Here is a 14267-nt window from a genome sequence, read left to right on the forward strand (position 1 = left end):
TCACTATGACACAGAACGCCACGTTGGAACGCCCGCAGACGGGCCAGGGCGCCTCGCTCGAACTGACGCACGCCTTGACCCAGACGGTCTACCGCGAAGCGCGCATGCTCGACGATGAGAACTACGCCGATTGGGTTGATATGCTGGCCGACGACCTGCTGTATCATATGCCCGGCATCGAGACGCGCTATCGCCGCGACAAGACCGACCAGATCACCGATCTGACCAGGATGGCCTATTACAACGACAATCTGACCGAGATCAAAAAACGGCTTTCGCGGCTGGAAACCGGCACGGCATGGTCAGAGGATCCGGCCACGCGTTACACGCACATCATCACCAATGTTGAGGTAGAGCTGACTGAAAAATCCGGAGAATACCGGGTCTATTCCAACTTCTATGCCTATCGCAATCGCAATGAGCGCGAGGAAGATTCACTTATCGGCAACCGTGTCGATATCTGGCGCGAAGCGGAATCTGCATTTCAGCTAGTCACACGGCGGATCATACTCAAGCATAACGTACTGCTCAGTAAAAACCTGAACATCTTCCTTTAGGCAGGCGGTACCGCGAACCCAACGTTGGTTCGCGGAGACCCTGCCTGCGACCGCAACCAATTTCTGTTCTGCTCACACAAATCTGCAGGACGGTTAGATCGGAGAGAATAAATGGACGCATTGCGGTATTATCTGGTGCCCCTGATGACTCTGACGGGAATCGCAGGGTTTGTCCTTGGCGGCCCGTTCGTGTGGCTCGGCATTGCCACCTTCCCTGTGCTGATGATGCTTGACATTGCCCTACCAAGTGACAGCAAAATGCGCGCACGTGGCATTTCGTCCGCCGCCGATTTCGCGATCTACCTGCAGCTGCCGCTGCTGATCGCGCTCTATATGGCTTTCGCCCACTCGGTTAATTCTGGCACAAATCCGATACTGGGGGGCCAAGCTTCGGGTTGGCAGATCGCCGGATCGATCGCAAGCCTTGCCTGGCTTTCCGCGGTTCCGACCCTGCCCGTCGCACACGAGCTGATGCATCGTCGGCACTGGTTCCCGCGCGCTGTCGCAAAGGGGTTGAGCGCCTTCTATGGCGATCCCAATCGCGATATTGCGCACATTGTCACTCATCATGTCCATCTCGATACGGCGAAGGACAGCGACACGCCCTTGCGAGGACAGACAATTTACAGCTTCGTGTTATCGGCGACCTGGGGCTCCTACAAGGACACCTGGGAAAAGCAGGCAGAGATCCTCTCACGTCTGGGCCTTTCGAAGTGGAGCTGGCGCAATGCGATGTGGCTACAACTGGTTCTGATTGGCGCAATCATCGGCGTGATGACGGTTCTCGCGAACCCGGTCGCTGGCCTGATGACGGTGGCCGCGATGTTCTTCGCCAAGATGATGGTAGAAGGCTTCAATTACTTCCAGCATTACGGCCTGCTACGGATCGAGGGCGAGCCAATTGCCAAACATCACGCCTGGAACCATCTCGGCATGATCGTGCGTCCGATCGGGGTGGAGATAACCAATCACATCAACCACCACCTCGACGGGCACACCCCCTTCTACGAACTGCAACCAGAGCCCAAAGCACCCCAGATGCCGTCGCTGTTTCTGTGTTTCCTGTGCGGACTGGTCCCGCCAGTCTGGAACCGGTTCATCGCCCAGCCGCGCCTTAAAGACTGGGACCAGAGGTTTGCATCGCCCGGCGAGCGCAAACTGGCGCAGGCGGCCAACGCGCGTGCCGGCTGGCCGCAGTGGTTCTCTACCGTATGAGACACAGTCCACCCGCATGAAGATGTATCTCTCCGATCATCGACATGTCACTTGAGCGTTGTTCCCCCGGGGATGACGCTCCTTTTTCCTTGCACTCCACCGCCCCACATCTAGCGTAGTAGATCGCATTCATGTTTTCCTTCCTGAAAAAGCCCGGGCCCAACAAGGTGACTTTGGCATCCGAAACCCGGACGTTGCTGGTCGCCCGCGACAAGACCCTGCTCGAAGCAATGCTCGCCGAAGGCCTGGCCATGCCGCACGATTGCAAAGTCGGCTCGTGTGGAACCTGCAAATTCAAGCTTCTGGACGGCAAGATACGGGAGCTCAGTCCATCTGCACTGGCACTGGAACGCGACGAGCTGGCGGCCGGATACAGGCTCGCTTGCCAAGCGTTGCCGCGATCGGACCTGACTATTGCGCTCGACGCTCCCTTGCTGAGCCAGCAAGCTGTTGAAAGCTATTCCGCGACGATCGTCGCGGCCCGCAGGCTTTGCCCGGATATAATCAATCTCGTTGTCGAGCTTGACCGGCCGCTTTGCTTTACCCCCGGCCAGTACGCCGATCTGAGCGTACCCGGCATCGACGGTCCTCGCAGCTATTCCTTCGCATTCGCACCCAAGGCCGGACCGGCCCGGCAATTGCAGTTCCATGTCCGCCATGTTTCGGGAGGCGCTTTCACCGACTGGCTGTTCGGAAGTGAGCCTATCGGAACGCAGTTGAAGGTGGCAGCGCCCTATGGCGAGTTCCGCCTCAATACGAGCACCGCGCCAATGCTCTGCATTGCGGGTGGCAGCGGTCTCGCGCCGATCATGGCCATCTTGCAGGAAGCTCTGGCGAACGGTGCGACGCGGCCGGTTGTCCTGTTGTATGGTGCCAGGAGCCAGGCGCACCTTTATTGCCTTGGTGAGATCGGCGAACTCAAAGCCGCCTGGAATGGGCCGTTTGAATTCATCCCGGTCTTGTCCGATGAAGCACCGGATAGCCCCTGGGAAGGTGCACGAGGGCTGGTCACCCAGCAGATTGCGGGAATACCGGATCTGGCGAAGTGCGAAGCCTATCTCTGCGGTCCGCCCGCGATGGTTGACCACGCCGAAGAAGAGTTACTCAGTGCAGGCGTGTCTCGCGATGCGATCTCTGCAGATCGTTTCCTCGACCACAGCAGCGCGCGGTAATGTTCGCTTACGCGCGCCTACCGCCGCCCCGCGGGATGTATGATGGCTTTCGTGATCGAGCACCATGCGCACCGCCCGCTGGCGAACCTCGGGTGCGGTCCTGTTCTTTGTCCGTTTGACGCCACCTGATTTTAGTAAAAGATGCAGAAGCCCCGCAGTCTGCCATGCTCCCATGGCTTGCGGGTTCCGACGATCCCGCGCAGGGATACCGACATGATCACGCGCATCGTTCCGATCTGATGCCGCGCACGGCTCAGAGCCGTCATCGACGTGATTTCCTTTCACACTATTCGTATTTTGGTCAAGCAGTCTGTGGGTGCGGGCGTCGCAGCGAGTCTCCCTCGAGAGTGACGCGGTGGGCGATGTGAACGAGGCGATCCAGGATGGCGTCGGCGTAAGTCGCGTCGCCGATCAGTTCGTGCCATTTTGTCACGGGAAGCTGGCTGGTGACGAGGGTGGATCGATTGCCGTACCGGTCCTCAAATATCTCAAGCAGATGATGGCGGGCATTGGCGTTGAGCGGCTCAAGTCCCCAGTCGTCGAGGATGAGCAGGTCGATGCGCGCGAGGCTTTTCAGCCGTACCGCAATACGTCCATCGCCGCGCGCCATGCTCAGTTCGTCGAGCAGCTTGCCAAGCCGGACGTAGAGGACCGACAGATTGTCGCGGCAGGCCTGGTGCCCAATGGCACAGGACAACCAGCTCTTGCCCGTTCCGGTTGGGCCGGTGATGACGAGATTGTCGTGACCTTTGATCCAGTCACCCTTGAGAAGGGTTTCCATAAAGCGCCGGTCAGCAGTTGGTCGAGAAGCTCATTAGGTATAGCGGGTTCTTTGCGTCGGGACGTAGGGGGACGGGACTGTCAGGATTTCCGTGTGTGGGCGGGCATAATGGGTAAGAAGGAGTCCCATCATGTCCCGACGCAAAGAGCCGGCGATCCCGTCTGATTTACTCGATCAACTTTTGGCAGGCACGGATGCGGCGACGGCGCTGGATCAAGGCGGTTTGCTCGACAGCCTGAAGAAGGCGCTGGCCGAGCGCGCCTTGAACGCGGAGATGGATCACCATCTGGGCGGCGTGGCGGAAGCTGGCAACAACCGCAACGGCTATGGCCGCCAAACCGTGATCACCGACAGCGGCAAGATCGAGATTGATGTGCCCCGCGACCGTGCGGGTAGCTTCGATCCGCAACTGATTGCTAAGTACCAGCGCCGCTTTCCGGGCTTCGACGACAAGATCGTGTCGATGTACGCACGTGGCATGAGCACCCGGGAGATCACTGGGCATCTGCGCGATCTGTACGGCATCGACGTCTCGCCCGACCTGATCTCGACCGTGACCGATGCCGTGCTGGAGGAGGTCGCCGCCTGGCAGGCCCGCCCGCTCGATCCGGCCTATCCGCTGGTCTTCTTCGACGCGATCCGGGTCAAGATCCGCGACGAGGGCATGGTCCGCAACAAGGCGATCCACATCGCGCTGGGCGTCCGCGCCGATGGTCACAAGGAGGTTCTCGGCCTGTGGATCGAGCAGAATGAGGGGGCCAAGTTCTGGTTGCGCGTGATGAACGAGCTCAGGAACCGCGGCACCGAGGATATCATGCTGGCGGTCGTCGATGGCCTCAAGGGCTTCCCCGATGCCATCACCGCCGTGTTCCCCGAGGCCGTAGTGCAGACATGCATCGTTCACCTGCTCAGGAACTCGATGGACTTCGTCTCGTGGAAGGATCGCAAGCCGCTGGTGACCGCCCTGAAGGGGATCTACCGCGCCGTCGATGCCAAGGCTGCCGAAGCGGCGCTGAGCGCCTTCGAGGCCAGCGAATGGGGTCAGCGCTACCCAGCCATCGGCCAGAGCTGGCGGCGGGTCTGGGCCGAGGTGATCCCGTTCTTCGCCTTCCCCGAGGCGGTGCGCAAAATTCTTTACACGACGGATGAGATGGACAAGACCTTTCCGTGCAAAATTGTGCTATGGCCCTCGTGCGCGGGCGACTCCGTGGCGAAGAACGGAACTCCGGCTGCAAGGTCCGTCAGGCCGCCTTATCACAGCCCTGCCGGCTTGGAGCGTCCGCGCACCTTTTCTTTTGGACGGGTCTCCCACTGCGCGACGAACTGTTCATACGCCTGCTCGGCGCGGCGGGCGACTTCCATTTCCTGATCGCGCAGAACCTTGATGTTGTAGGCGTAAGCCGGGCCAGGCTTGTTCCCCTTCGCCTGCGGTTTGCCGGCTTTGAGTTCCATGGCCCTGCGCTTGTTCGCGATGAGCGCGGGTCTCGCCCACCGATAGTCGGCCTGATTGGTGAGCAGGTGCCAACACAGGACCGTCAGCTTGCGCGCGAGGGCGACCGCCGCGATCTGATGGCCGCGCTTTGCTCGGATTCTGACGAAGAAAGCGTGCAGCGGCCCCGGCGTCTTGGCGGCAGCCCAAGCCGCTTCAACCAGCATGGCCCGCGCGTGGCTTCGCCCGACCTTGCTGATCCGTCCATGGTGCGCCGGTCCCAGGCCGGACTGACGAACCCGTGGATTAAGCCCGAAATAGCTCACCAGCTTTTGCGGGCTGGAAAAGCGGCCGATGTCGCCAATCGCAGCAATGATTCCCGCTGCTACCGTCAGGTTGATGCCCGTTATCGTCAGCAGACGGGCAACGGCAGGATCATCGAGCGCGTCGGTCGCTATCTCCCTGTCGATGATCGCGAGATCTTCACCCAACCGGTCCAGCTCGCGAACATGGCGCTCGATAGCCATGAGCTCGTCTTCTGGGATAGGCTGGCGTAAGAGCCAGGCGCGCCCAACACCGCTGAACAGATCTGCATGCGGGCAGCGAGGAATAAGATGCGAATGAAGGATCGCATGCACCTCATTCTTGATCCGCGTCCGGTGCCGAACCACCTGAAAGCGCCGGGCGGTCAGTCTGCGCCGCCGTTCCGTTCCCACATCCGGTGTCCAGATCTCGGGCAGATAGCCTGCCGCATGGAGACTTGCCAGCGTGCCGGCGTCGATCTTGTCGGTCTTCACATGAGCCTGGGCAATCGCTTTCACCTGGAGCGGATTAGCGATGATCACCCGCGCCACGAACGGAGAAAGAACCCGCGATACCGCCATGCAGTTACCGGTGGCCTCGATGACCACTTCATCGGTCGGTCGCAGCCCTTTCCCGAACCCTTCCAGCGCCGTCCGGGTCATGTCGACCCGGCCCGCATGCTTCAATATCCCCGCATCCCAAATCACCACTGATCTTCCCTCGATTTGACGGACACCGATGATAGGCTCCGCGGAGCCAGGAGGTGTAAGATGACGAGTACGACAAAACGTCGGTTTACGGATGAGTTCAAGCGCGAGGCGGTAGCGCTGTGGGAGACCAGTGGTCGCATGCAGACCGAAGTGGCAGCTGAGCTCGGGATTATGCCAACAATGCTGCGTCGTTGGCAGCGCAAGTTGCAGGATAGCAACGACATGCCCGTAAGCCCGGCGGCGAAGCCGCCAGTATCGGCGATCGGGTCGCCAGCGGATCAAGCGTCCGAGATCGCTCGTTTGCGGCGCGAGTTGGATCGGGCGCGGATGGAGCGCGACATCTTAAAAAAAGCGGTCGGTATCTTTGCGGAGATGCCGCGATGAAGTTCGCCTTTATCGAGCAGCATGCGTCCACCTGGCCGGTGAACGTCATGTGCTGCATGCTCGGCGTGTCGCGGAGCGGCTATTACGACTGGTGCGTCCGTGCGCCGAGCGCGCGGACCACGGCGAACTTGGCATTGCTGCACGACGTGCGCCGGCTCCAGGCGCGGCATCAAGGACGATACGGATCGCCCAGAATGCATGCCGCCCTGCGGGCGGAAGGTCATCGATGCAGCCGTGGCCGCGTCGAGCGCCTGATGCGTCGGCACCGTATTCGGGCACTGGCGGGGCGCCGGTTTCGGCCGTGCACCACCGACAGCCGTCACTATTTGCCGATCGCGCCGAATCTGCTGGCTCAGAACTTCGTGGCAACCGCGCCGAACCGCATCTGGCTCGCCGACATCACCTATATCGCGACCGGCGAAGGGTGGTTGTATCTGGCCGCGGTGCTCGACCTTGCAACCCGCAAGATCGTTGGATGGGCAATGCGCGATCACATGCGGACCGAGTTGCCTCTGGCGGCCATGATGATGGCTGCCCAGCGGCAGAGACCCGACCGCGGTCTCATCTGTCACTCGGATCGCGGATCGCAATACGCAGCGGGCGCCTATGTCGACCACTTGGCCGCGATCGGTGCGACGCCCTCGATGAGCCGCACGGGCAATTGTTACGATAATGCCCCAATGGAAAGCTTCTTCCACACCCTCAAGGTCGAACTTGTCCATCAGTGCCGATGGGCGACGCAAGCCGAAGCGCGGCAGGCCCTGCTCGGATACATCGAAGGCTACTACAACCGGCACCGCATGCACTCGGCCCTTGGGTACCTAACCCCCGAGCAAGCCGAGCAGAGCATGACCGGATAACCCAGCGTGTCCGCCGAACCGGGGGAAGATCACCACCTCCCCGAAGGTCCGGTGGATATCCATGCCAATTACGCGTCGCATAAGCGCCTCCTATCAGCCAAGATGACGGGAGCGGCGGGCGACACGACAACTACGGATCCGCGCTCGCAGCGCAACCGGGTGAGTCGCAGAGGCGGCCAGCTAACTAACTCGAGCTCGCAGCTCATCGAGTACTTCGGCCTGCCCGCACTTTCGTGCTCCCGGTGCCTCTGTCCCGGATGGTCGCACCATATACCGCGACGGCGAGTCGCGGTAGGAACTTAGGCACCGCCATCCTCATACCGGTTACCAACGCCATCGAGGCGCTGAACTCCAAGCTCAGGCGGGCGGTCCGGGCCAGGGGACACTTCCCCAGCGATGATGCCGCAACCAAGCTGCTCTATCTGATCTTGAACCGCTCGGAGAAAGAGTGGAAGATGCCCCCTCGTGAGTGGTCCATGGCCAAGGCCCAGTTCGCCGTCCTGTTCGGAGAACGCTTCATCAAAGCCATGGCGGCGTAATGTTCAACCGCCCGCCCGCACACGGAAATCCTGACAGTCCCCGGCCACCGCCTTTCTGCGGGTTCTGATCAAAACCGTGCCGTATAAAATCCACACCATCCTGACTGACAATGGCGTGCAGTTCTCCGACCGCTACAAAGGCGATGGCCGCGGCTGGATCAGTCACATCTTCGGCCACGTCTGCGGGCAGAACGGAATCGAACACCGGCTCACCAAACCCTATCACCCCTCGACCAACGGCCAGGCCGAACGCATGGTCCGAACGATCAAGGAAGCGACCGTAAAATCCTTCCACTACAATTCGGTCCAGGAACTGCGGCGTCATGTCCGCGACTGGCTGACCGCATACAACTTCGCCAAGCAGCTCAAGGCGCTCCGGTTCAAAACGCCCTACGAAGCCATCGAGGAACTCTGGAAATCAAAGCCAGAGATCTTTAACGTCAAGCCTCTCAATCACATGCTGGGACCAAACACTTAATCCAAGTCGAACTCGTTATTGCTGTAGAGCGAGATTGTATCGTTTATCTGAGGCAGAAGGCCTGGGCAGAATGATTTGCTTCAGACCGTGGATTCTGAGACGAAGCAGGTGAAGCGCATCGCCAGTTCGCGGGGCTCGTGTCGACCTCTTCCAACGCCACTTCGACGATCTGATTCTGGATTTTGACACCGACCCGGAGCCACACCCGGCTCGGCGCCAGTGCCCCTTCCCCCAGCGCTTCCGGCCCGCATTCAAGAAACGGTCATGCCAGCTATTGAACGTCCGACGAAGGGTGCCATTCTGGTCCAGTGAAAACTGCCAAAACACCGAGGCCGTAGTCTAATCCATGCTGGTCGTTCACACGCCAGGGCCCCCGGGCCATCGGAACGCAAGGAGCGTCAGAAGCTGCGCGCGCCGAAATGGATTTCCATCATCGGCCGCATGACATCCCAACGCTCAAGCTGCGACCAATGGCCCGACCGGTCGAGCACGTATAACTCGGCGTGTTTCAGATGCTCGATCAGATAGAGGCTGGTATCAAGCGGTACGATGCGGTCCTGCCGGCCGTGGAAGATCAGCACCTTGTGCGGCATCTTGCACAGGAGCGAAGGCGGCATGTTCAGCCCTTCCATGCCTTGCTTCATCGAATCGATCATCTTGACCGCAGTCTTCATGATCTCGGGATCGGTCGCAATCTTGTAACGGTTGTTGACGATCTCCTCCATGCCTTCGAACTTATCGGCGTCATAGGCGAAACTGTGCATCAGCTGGCGGTAACGCGACGGGCGCGGATCGGAATAGAACGACAGCAGGCGGATAAGCTCCGGAGTCCGGGGGCCGGGAGCGCCGATCGAACCCATCAGCACCACGCGGTCGAGCCGGTCGGGCTCTTCGCTCATCATCTGCAGGGTGAGCGCGCCGCCCATCGAATTCCCGACGACGTGGGTTTTCTTGATTCCTAGAGTGTCGAGCAGACCGAAGCACTGTTCGACTCGCGTGCCGATCCACGCCATGACGTTGTCAGGCCAGGGATCGGGAATGACCGACTGCCCGAAGCCGATCAGGTCGGGCGCGATCACGAAGAAGTTTTCTGCCAAGTCCGGCATGAGGTGGAGCCAGTTAGAGCCGGCGTGAGCTCCCGGTCCTGCCCCGTGCAGCAGAAGAACAGCCGGCTTGCTCGGGTCACCGGCCAGCAGTGTGTGCGAGGTGAGCCCTCGCCCCGTGATTTTTTCTTCTCTAACGCTGGTATCGCCTGTCATCCTGCTTTTCTCCCTTGAAAACTGCGTGTTCTCGCCGCGCCCGGCTGATTATGAACAGGCGAGGGTATAGACTACCGTTCACATCTATGCAATGCGTTCGCCGTCTTTGACAGGGATGAGGAGCATTTTATGGGCCGCAATAATGTCAGTGACGGCGAGATTACGGCGGGTCTTGATGAGGCAGATGTAGCGGCGTTTGCGACCGAACTTGATCAGGCCGAACGGACACGTCAGCAGATTCGCCAGTTCACGGCGCGCCGACCGGAAATGTCGATCGCCGATGGCTATCGCATCAGCAAAAAATGGGTCGATCTCAAGCTCGCTTCCGGGAGAAAGGTCGTCGGCCACAAGATAGGCTTGACCTCGCGGGCAATGCAGCAATCGGCCGGAATTACCGAGCCTGATTACGGAACATTGCTCGACGATATGGTGTTCGAGCAGGGGGGCGACGTGCCAATCGGCCGGTTCATCACCCCCAAGGTCGAGGTTGAGCTGGCTTTCGTTCTGGGAAAGCGCATCGAAGGCCCCGGTGCGACCATGTTCGACGTGCTACGGGCGACCGAATATGTAATCCCAGCGGTCGAGATCATCGACAGCCGCACCTTTCCCGTCGATCCTAAAACCGGCACGCGCCGCAAAGTGCAGGACACCATCAGCGATAATGCTGCCAATGCCGGGATCATCGTCGGCGGATTGCCGATGCGGCCTGACAAGATCGACATGCGCTGGGTCAGTGCCCTGCTCAGCCGCAACGGTGTGATCGAGGAAACCGGCGTTGCCGCAGGCGTGCTCAACAATCCGGCAATCGGCGTGGCATGGCTGGCCAACCGTCTCTCGCCCTGGGGTCAAACTCTGGAGCCGAGCGAGATCGTGCTGGGCGGATCGTTCACCCGCCCGGTTGAAGCCTATGCGGGCGATGTGTTCAACGCCGATTTTGGGCCGTTGGGCGCCATCGGCTTTCGATTCGTTTAAGGCAGGGGATGATGCAGACACCGCAAAACCGCTTCAAAGATCGTCTCGGCGACGGTCCGCCACAACTTGGTTTCTGGTTGGCGCTCGCCAATCCGGACATCGCGGAAATCTGCTCTGGTATCGGCTATGACTGGGTTCTTATCGATGGCGAGCACGCTGCCCAGACCCTGCCCGCGATTGCCAACCAGCTACGCGCGGTCGATACCATTCCCACCTGCTCTGCCATCGTGCGCGTGCCCGGTCACGATCCTGTAACGATCCGCCAGATCCTCGATCTTGGTGCCCAGACAATCATGGTCCCGATGGTTGACACCGCACAGCAGGCGGTGGCTATCGTTAAGGCCTCGCGCTATCCACCGACGGGTGATCGCGGGATCGGCGGCGCGCGCGCCGCACGCTGGGGCCGCTACCCTGCTTACGTAGCTGAGGCCAACGAGCGCCTGTGCATCATCGCCCAAATCGAGACCGCCGAGGCGCTCGACAATATGGAAGCTATCGCAGCGGTCGATGGCATTGACGCCCTGTTTGTCGGACCGGCTGACCTTGCGGCCTCGCTCGGCCTGCTTGGTCCCGCCAATGCAACGGCTCTCGCCCAAGTGACCGGAGAAGTTCTCGCCCGAATCCGCGCCACCGGCAGCCCCTGCGGCACTCTGTCGCGCGACGAACGTTTGGTGCAGCAATATCTGGACGGTGGCGCCCGGTTCCTCGCGGTGGGGATAGATTCTTTCACCTTGGCCAAAGCAGCGGGCGATATGGCGCGGGACTGGCGCAAACGCATTGCTTCGGCAGTCGCAGGCGCGCAATGAAGGGGTGTGGCTGGGGCGCAACGCCAACAGAGGCATTCACAAAGCCGCTGAGCGGCATAAGGGTTCTCGAACTCGCGCGTATTCTCGCGGGACCGTGGTGCGGGCAATTGCTGGCCGATCTCGGTGCCGAGGTTATCAAGATCGAGCGCCCCGGCAGTGGTGACGACACCCGCCACTGGGGCCCACCGTTCGTAATGTCGGATTCAGGGGAAAACCTTGGTGCCGCCTATTATCATTCGGCCAACCGGGGAAAGCGGTCCATCGCGGTCGATATCGCGACGCCAGCAGGTCAGGATATCATTCGTAGCCTTGCGGCAAACGCTGACATCATGATCGAGAATTACAAGGTGGGTGGGCTGGCCAAATACGGGCTTGACCATGCGGCCTTGTCTCAACTCAATCCGCGACTCATCACCTGTTCGATCACCGGCTTCGGACAAACCGGGCCCTATGCCGACCGACCGGGATACGACTATATCGCGCAGGCCATGGGCGGGCTTATGTCGATGACTGGAGAGCCGCAGCGCGAACCGCAAAAGGCAGGCATCGCCGCCGCTGACCTGTTTACCGGGGTCTACAGTGCTGTTGCGGTGCTGGCAGCATTGAACCGGCGGCGAGAAACCGGCATGGGTGCCCATATCGACATGGCGCTGCTCGATACCCAAGTCAGTGTCATGGGCAATCAGGCACTGAACTGGATGACCTCGGGGGTGGTGCCGCGGCGGGTCGGCAATGGCCATGCAAATCTGGTACCTTATCAGGCATTCCCGACCCGCGACGGCGATCTGATCATCGCGGTCGGCAATGACGGCCAGTTCGCCGCCCTTTGCCGCGTGCTGGACATTGCACTCGACCGCGACGAGCGCTTTATCACCAATCCTCAACGGATCCGCAATCGGGTAGACTTGATTGAAGCGATCGAAGTGATCACGGCGCAATGGGGCCGGGAAGAGCTTTTCAAACAACTCGAACAGGCAGGGATTCCCGCAGGCCCGATCAACGAGTTGGACCAAGTCTTCGCCAACCCGCAGGTCATCGCACGGGGCATGGCGGTCGAACGTGACGGTCGCCCCGGTGTAGCCAGTCCCATCATCATCGATGGAGTCCGAATGGTGTCGGACCGTCCCGCGCCCGGGATTCCAGAAGAGATCGAGCCAGATTTTCAGTAGTTTCGGATCAAGGTTGTAGTTTCGAGTCGCCCGATTTGTCGGGTATCTTCGATTTTATTAGCCAGCTCTCGCTGGATTTGATGTAATATTAATTTGAAATTATCACCCAACGCGGACCGTATTTGTTTGCCGTTTTGCGGACAGCGATTGATCCCAAGGCTGATTGACCAGAACTCTTCGAGCCCCTTCCACGACGAGGCTGGCGAAACTATGTTGGGAACTGGCATTACTCAAAGCCGGAATGTCTCGCGATGCGATCTCCGCCTAATGTTTCCTCGCCCGCTCCAACCGGCACGAACAGGATGTCCAGTACGCCAAGCGCTGTCAAAATGCCCGTCTATCCAGGGACGGTGGATACTGAGCCCCAGTCAGTTATCGACTCGGATCATCTTGCTGACCATTTCCTGGATATCCACCTTATCGGTGTTGTCGAGCAGAACTGCTACGCGGTTCATGGTCGCAATGACCGACGTGTACTGACCATGCGCGTAATAGGCGTCGATCGGATAGACGACCGTCTTGTCAACCGGCGCGCGATGGTAGCTGAGTTGCCCAATCCCGTAAATTGCGAGCCCACCGGCTTCCGCGTGAGCCATCATCCGTTCCGCACGATCTCTTGTCAGATCTCCGCCGAATTCAACCAGTTGGGGAGGGGCAACAGTGCGTCCAAGATGCGTCGGCTTCCATCGTGCAGTTCCAATGACACCCGAAATGACGAGCAAGTCGGAAAATTGAAATTTCTCAGCCATGGCCTCTATCCTCCTGTCATGCGCTTGCTTCTAACGACCTTGGCTAAATGCAAAGTACTCACCCGTCAGGACGTTTGCCGATTCCGATACCGCCATCGCTGAGAAGCACCGTGCCAGTCATGTATGAAGAGTCCCGCCGCGAAGCCAAAAGCGCATAGAGACCAGTATGGTCGGCAGGTTCGGCGATCCTTCCAAGCGGGGTCATGCTGGAAATCAGATCGTCAAGCCCGGGCATCTGTTCCATCTTCGTCTCAGCAAAGCCGCCCGTCTGAGTACCGCTGAGTGGAGTCCGTGTCCCTCCCGGGGCAACGCCGTTGACCCGGATGTCAGGCGACAGCTCCCAGGCCAGTTGCTTGATCAGCCCAAGCACCGCGTGCTTGGAGGCGACGTACAGAGTTCCGCCGCCGCCGGTGTAGTAGCTCGAGGTCGAGGCGGTGAAAATAATGCTTCCCTTGGTTTTCCTTAGCTCTGGAAGCGCGGCGCGGGCGCCAAGAAAGTAGCCCTTCAGGTTTACGTCGAAGATCTCGTCGAAGACCTTGCCGAGTTGCTCGGGACCCTGCTGTTCGAGCGGGACCATGAAATCCCAGATCCCAACGTTTCCGACAAACACATCGAGCTTGCTGAAAGTCGCCACGGTTTCCGCCACGGCGCGGGCATTGTCTGCATAGGAACGCACGTCTCCCGCCACGGCCAACACGCTATCCCCATGCCGCGAACGCACGAGTTCTACCTGCTCATCGTCCTTGACCAAAACGCCAACCTTGGCGCCCTCCTCAATATAACGCGCGACCACCGCCGCCCCTATACCGGTGGCGCCACCGGTAAGTAGCGCCACCTGTCCATCAAGCCTGTTAGACAATTTTCTCTCCTCCATCTCCGGTTAT

12 protein-coding genes and 4 pseudogenes are annotated in these 14267 nt (G+C 59.9%); 10 read left to right on the forward strand and 6 right to left on the reverse strand.

The annotated features are described in order from the left end of the window. Nucleotides 1-5: 5 nt before the first annotated feature. The 3 genes from CDQ92_RS19185 (at nt 6) to CDQ92_RS19195 (ending at nt 2944) form a co-directional block, all read left to right on the forward strand. Nucleotides 6-557 (forward strand): 3-phenylpropionate/cinnamic acid dioxygenase subunit beta, encoded by a 552-nt coding sequence (locus CDQ92_RS19185; protein ID WP_088443829.1) that lies wholly within the window; start codon nt 6-8, stop codon nt 555-557. Between the two features lie 111 nt (nt 558-668). Then, nucleotides 669-1772 (forward strand): alkane 1-monooxygenase, encoded by a 1104-nt coding sequence (locus tag CDQ92_RS19190; RefSeq protein ID WP_088443831.1) that lies wholly within the window; start codon nt 669-671, stop codon nt 1770-1772. Between the two features lie 131 nt (nt 1773-1903). Continuing rightward, nucleotides 1904-2944, forward strand: a complete 1041-nt coding sequence (locus CDQ92_RS19195; protein ID WP_088443833.1) for a 2Fe-2S iron-sulfur cluster-binding protein — start codon at nt 1904-1906, stop codon at nt 2942-2944. A 131-nt stretch (nt 2945-3075) separates the two neighbouring features. Here CDQ92_RS19195 and CDQ92_RS21875 read toward each other — a convergent pair whose 3' ends face one another. Together CDQ92_RS21875 and CDQ92_RS19200 are read right to left on the reverse strand one after the other, a co-directional pair. Then, nucleotides 3076-3210 (reverse strand): hypothetical protein, encoded by a 135-nt coding sequence (locus CDQ92_RS21875; protein WP_268239179.1) that lies wholly within the window; start codon nt 3208-3210, stop codon nt 3076-3078. Between the two features lie 35 nt (nt 3211-3245). Further along, a pseudogene (locus CDQ92_RS19200) lies at nt 3246-3737 on the reverse strand (ATP-binding protein); the annotation flags it as partial. A 118-nt stretch (nt 3738-3855) separates the two neighbouring features. Between CDQ92_RS19200 and CDQ92_RS19205 the strand changes: the two are divergent. Beyond that, nucleotides 3856-4881, forward strand: a pseudogene (locus CDQ92_RS19205) (IS256 family transposase); the annotation flags it as partial. 98 nt (nt 4882-4979) lie between these two features. Here the strand turns inward: CDQ92_RS19205 and CDQ92_RS19210 are convergent. Continuing rightward, on the reverse strand, nt 4980-6167 hold the full coding sequence (locus tag CDQ92_RS19210; protein ID WP_229667517.1) for an IS110 family RNA-guided transposase: 1188 nt from the start codon (nt 6165-6167) through the stop codon (nt 4980-4982). Nucleotides 6168-6227: 60 nt separating this feature from the next. Here CDQ92_RS19210 and CDQ92_RS19215 point away from each other — a divergent pair. The 3 genes and pseudogenes from CDQ92_RS19215 to CDQ92_RS19225 form a co-directional block, all read left to right on the forward strand. Beyond that, nucleotides 6228-7411 (forward strand): IS3 family transposase gene (locus CDQ92_RS19215; RefSeq protein WP_088443920.1). Its coding sequence is split into 2 segments (ribosomal slippage): nt 6228-6522 and nt 6522-7411, totalling 1185 coding nucleotides; the frame shifts between segments, so codons are not numbered across the junction. Between the two features lie 317 nt (nt 7412-7728). Further along, nucleotides 7729-7950 (forward strand): annotated as a pseudogene (locus CDQ92_RS19220) (transposase); the annotation flags it as partial. A 43-nt stretch (nt 7951-7993) separates the two neighbouring features. Further along, nucleotides 7994-8428 (forward strand): annotated as a pseudogene (locus CDQ92_RS19225) (integrase core domain-containing protein); the annotation flags it as partial. A gap of 398 nt (nt 8429-8826) precedes the next feature. On the opposite strand, the gene CDQ92_RS19230 reads toward CDQ92_RS19225, so the two are convergent. After that, a complete protein-coding gene (locus tag CDQ92_RS19230) occupies nt 8827-9687 on the reverse strand; it encodes an alpha/beta fold hydrolase (protein ID WP_088443837.1) in 861 nt (286 codons plus the stop codon). A gap of 129 nt (nt 9688-9816) precedes the next feature. On the opposite strand from CDQ92_RS19230, the gene hpaH reads away from it, so the two are divergent. From hpaH to CDQ92_RS19245, 3 genes are read left to right on the forward strand one after another with little or no spacing between them, the layout of a single operon-like run. Continuing rightward, nucleotides 9817-10659, forward strand: a complete 843-nt coding sequence (gene hpaH / locus CDQ92_RS19235; protein ID WP_088443839.1) for a 2-oxo-hept-4-ene-1,7-dioate hydratase — start codon at nt 9817-9819, stop codon at nt 10657-10659. A gap of 8 nt (nt 10660-10667) precedes the next feature. Continuing rightward, complete coding sequence (locus CDQ92_RS19240) at nt 10668-11465, forward strand: HpcH/HpaI aldolase family protein (RefSeq protein ID WP_229667637.1); 798 nt, start codon at nt 10668-10670, stop codon at nt 11463-11465. After that, nucleotides 11462-12634, forward strand: a complete 1173-nt coding sequence (locus CDQ92_RS19245) for a CaiB/BaiF CoA transferase family protein (protein WP_088443841.1) — start codon at nt 11462-11464, stop codon at nt 12632-12634. The genes CDQ92_RS19240 and CDQ92_RS19245 overlap by 4 nt, the downstream gene beginning before the upstream one ends. Nucleotides 12635-13002: 368 nt before the next feature. Here the strand turns inward: CDQ92_RS19245 and CDQ92_RS19250 are convergent, their stop codons facing one another. Both CDQ92_RS19250 and hcaB read right to left on the reverse strand, forming a co-directional pair. Further along, nucleotides 13003-13383: a hypothetical protein gene (locus CDQ92_RS19250; RefSeq protein WP_088443843.1), complete on the reverse strand. Its 381-nt coding sequence runs from the start codon at nt 13381-13383 to the stop codon at nt 13003-13005. 58 nt (nt 13384-13441) lie between these two features. Further along, on the reverse strand, nt 13442-14257 hold the full coding sequence (gene hcaB / locus CDQ92_RS19255) for a 3-(cis-5,6-dihydroxycyclohexa-1,3-dien-1-yl)propanoate dehydrogenase (protein WP_088443845.1): 816 nt from the start codon (nt 14255-14257) through the stop codon (nt 13442-13444). Nucleotides 14258-14267: the final 10 nt, after the last annotated feature.

It is taken from the genome of Sphingopyxis bauzanensis, from assembly GCF_002205675.1.
Taxonomy (GTDB): Bacteria; Pseudomonadota; Alphaproteobacteria; order Sphingomonadales; family Sphingomonadaceae; genus Sphingopyxis; species Sphingopyxis bauzanensis.

Excerpts from the sequence above, each read along its gene's own strand:
- CDQ92_RS19240 (WP_229667637.1), top strand. The coding sequence starts at position 10,668 with ATGATGCAGACACCGCAAAACCGCTTCAAAGATCGTCTCGGCGACGGT.
- hpaH (WP_088443839.1), top strand. The coding sequence starts at position 9,817 with ATGGGCCGCAATAATGTCAGTGACGGCGAGATTACGGCGGGTCTTGAT.
- CDQ92_RS19195 (WP_088443833.1), top strand. The coding sequence starts at position 1,904 with ATGTTTTCCTTCCTGAAAAAGCCCGGGCCCAACAAGGTGACTTTGGCA.
- hcaB (WP_088443845.1), bottom strand. The coding sequence starts at position 14,257 with ATGGAGGAGAGAAAATTGTCTAACAGGCTTGATGGACAGGTGGCGCTA.
- CDQ92_RS19190 (WP_088443831.1), top strand. The coding sequence starts at position 669 with ATGGACGCATTGCGGTATTATCTGGTGCCCCTGATGACTCTGACGGGA.
- CDQ92_RS19245 (WP_088443841.1), top strand. The coding sequence starts at position 11,462 with ATGAAGGGGTGTGGCTGGGGCGCAACGCCAACAGAGGCATTCACAAAG.
- CDQ92_RS19250 (WP_088443843.1), bottom strand. The coding sequence starts at position 13,383 with ATGGCTGAGAAATTTCAATTTTCCGACTTGCTCGTCATTTCGGGTGTC.
- CDQ92_RS19185 (WP_088443829.1), top strand. The coding sequence starts at position 6 with ATGACACAGAACGCCACGTTGGAACGCCCGCAGACGGGCCAGGGCGCC.
- CDQ92_RS21875 (WP_268239179.1), bottom strand. The coding sequence starts at position 3,210 with ATGACGGCTCTGAGCCGTGCGCGGCATCAGATCGGAACGATGCGCGTG.
- CDQ92_RS19230 (WP_088443837.1), bottom strand. The coding sequence starts at position 9,687 with ATGACAGGCGATACCAGCGTTAGAGAAGAAAAAATCACGGGGCGAGGG.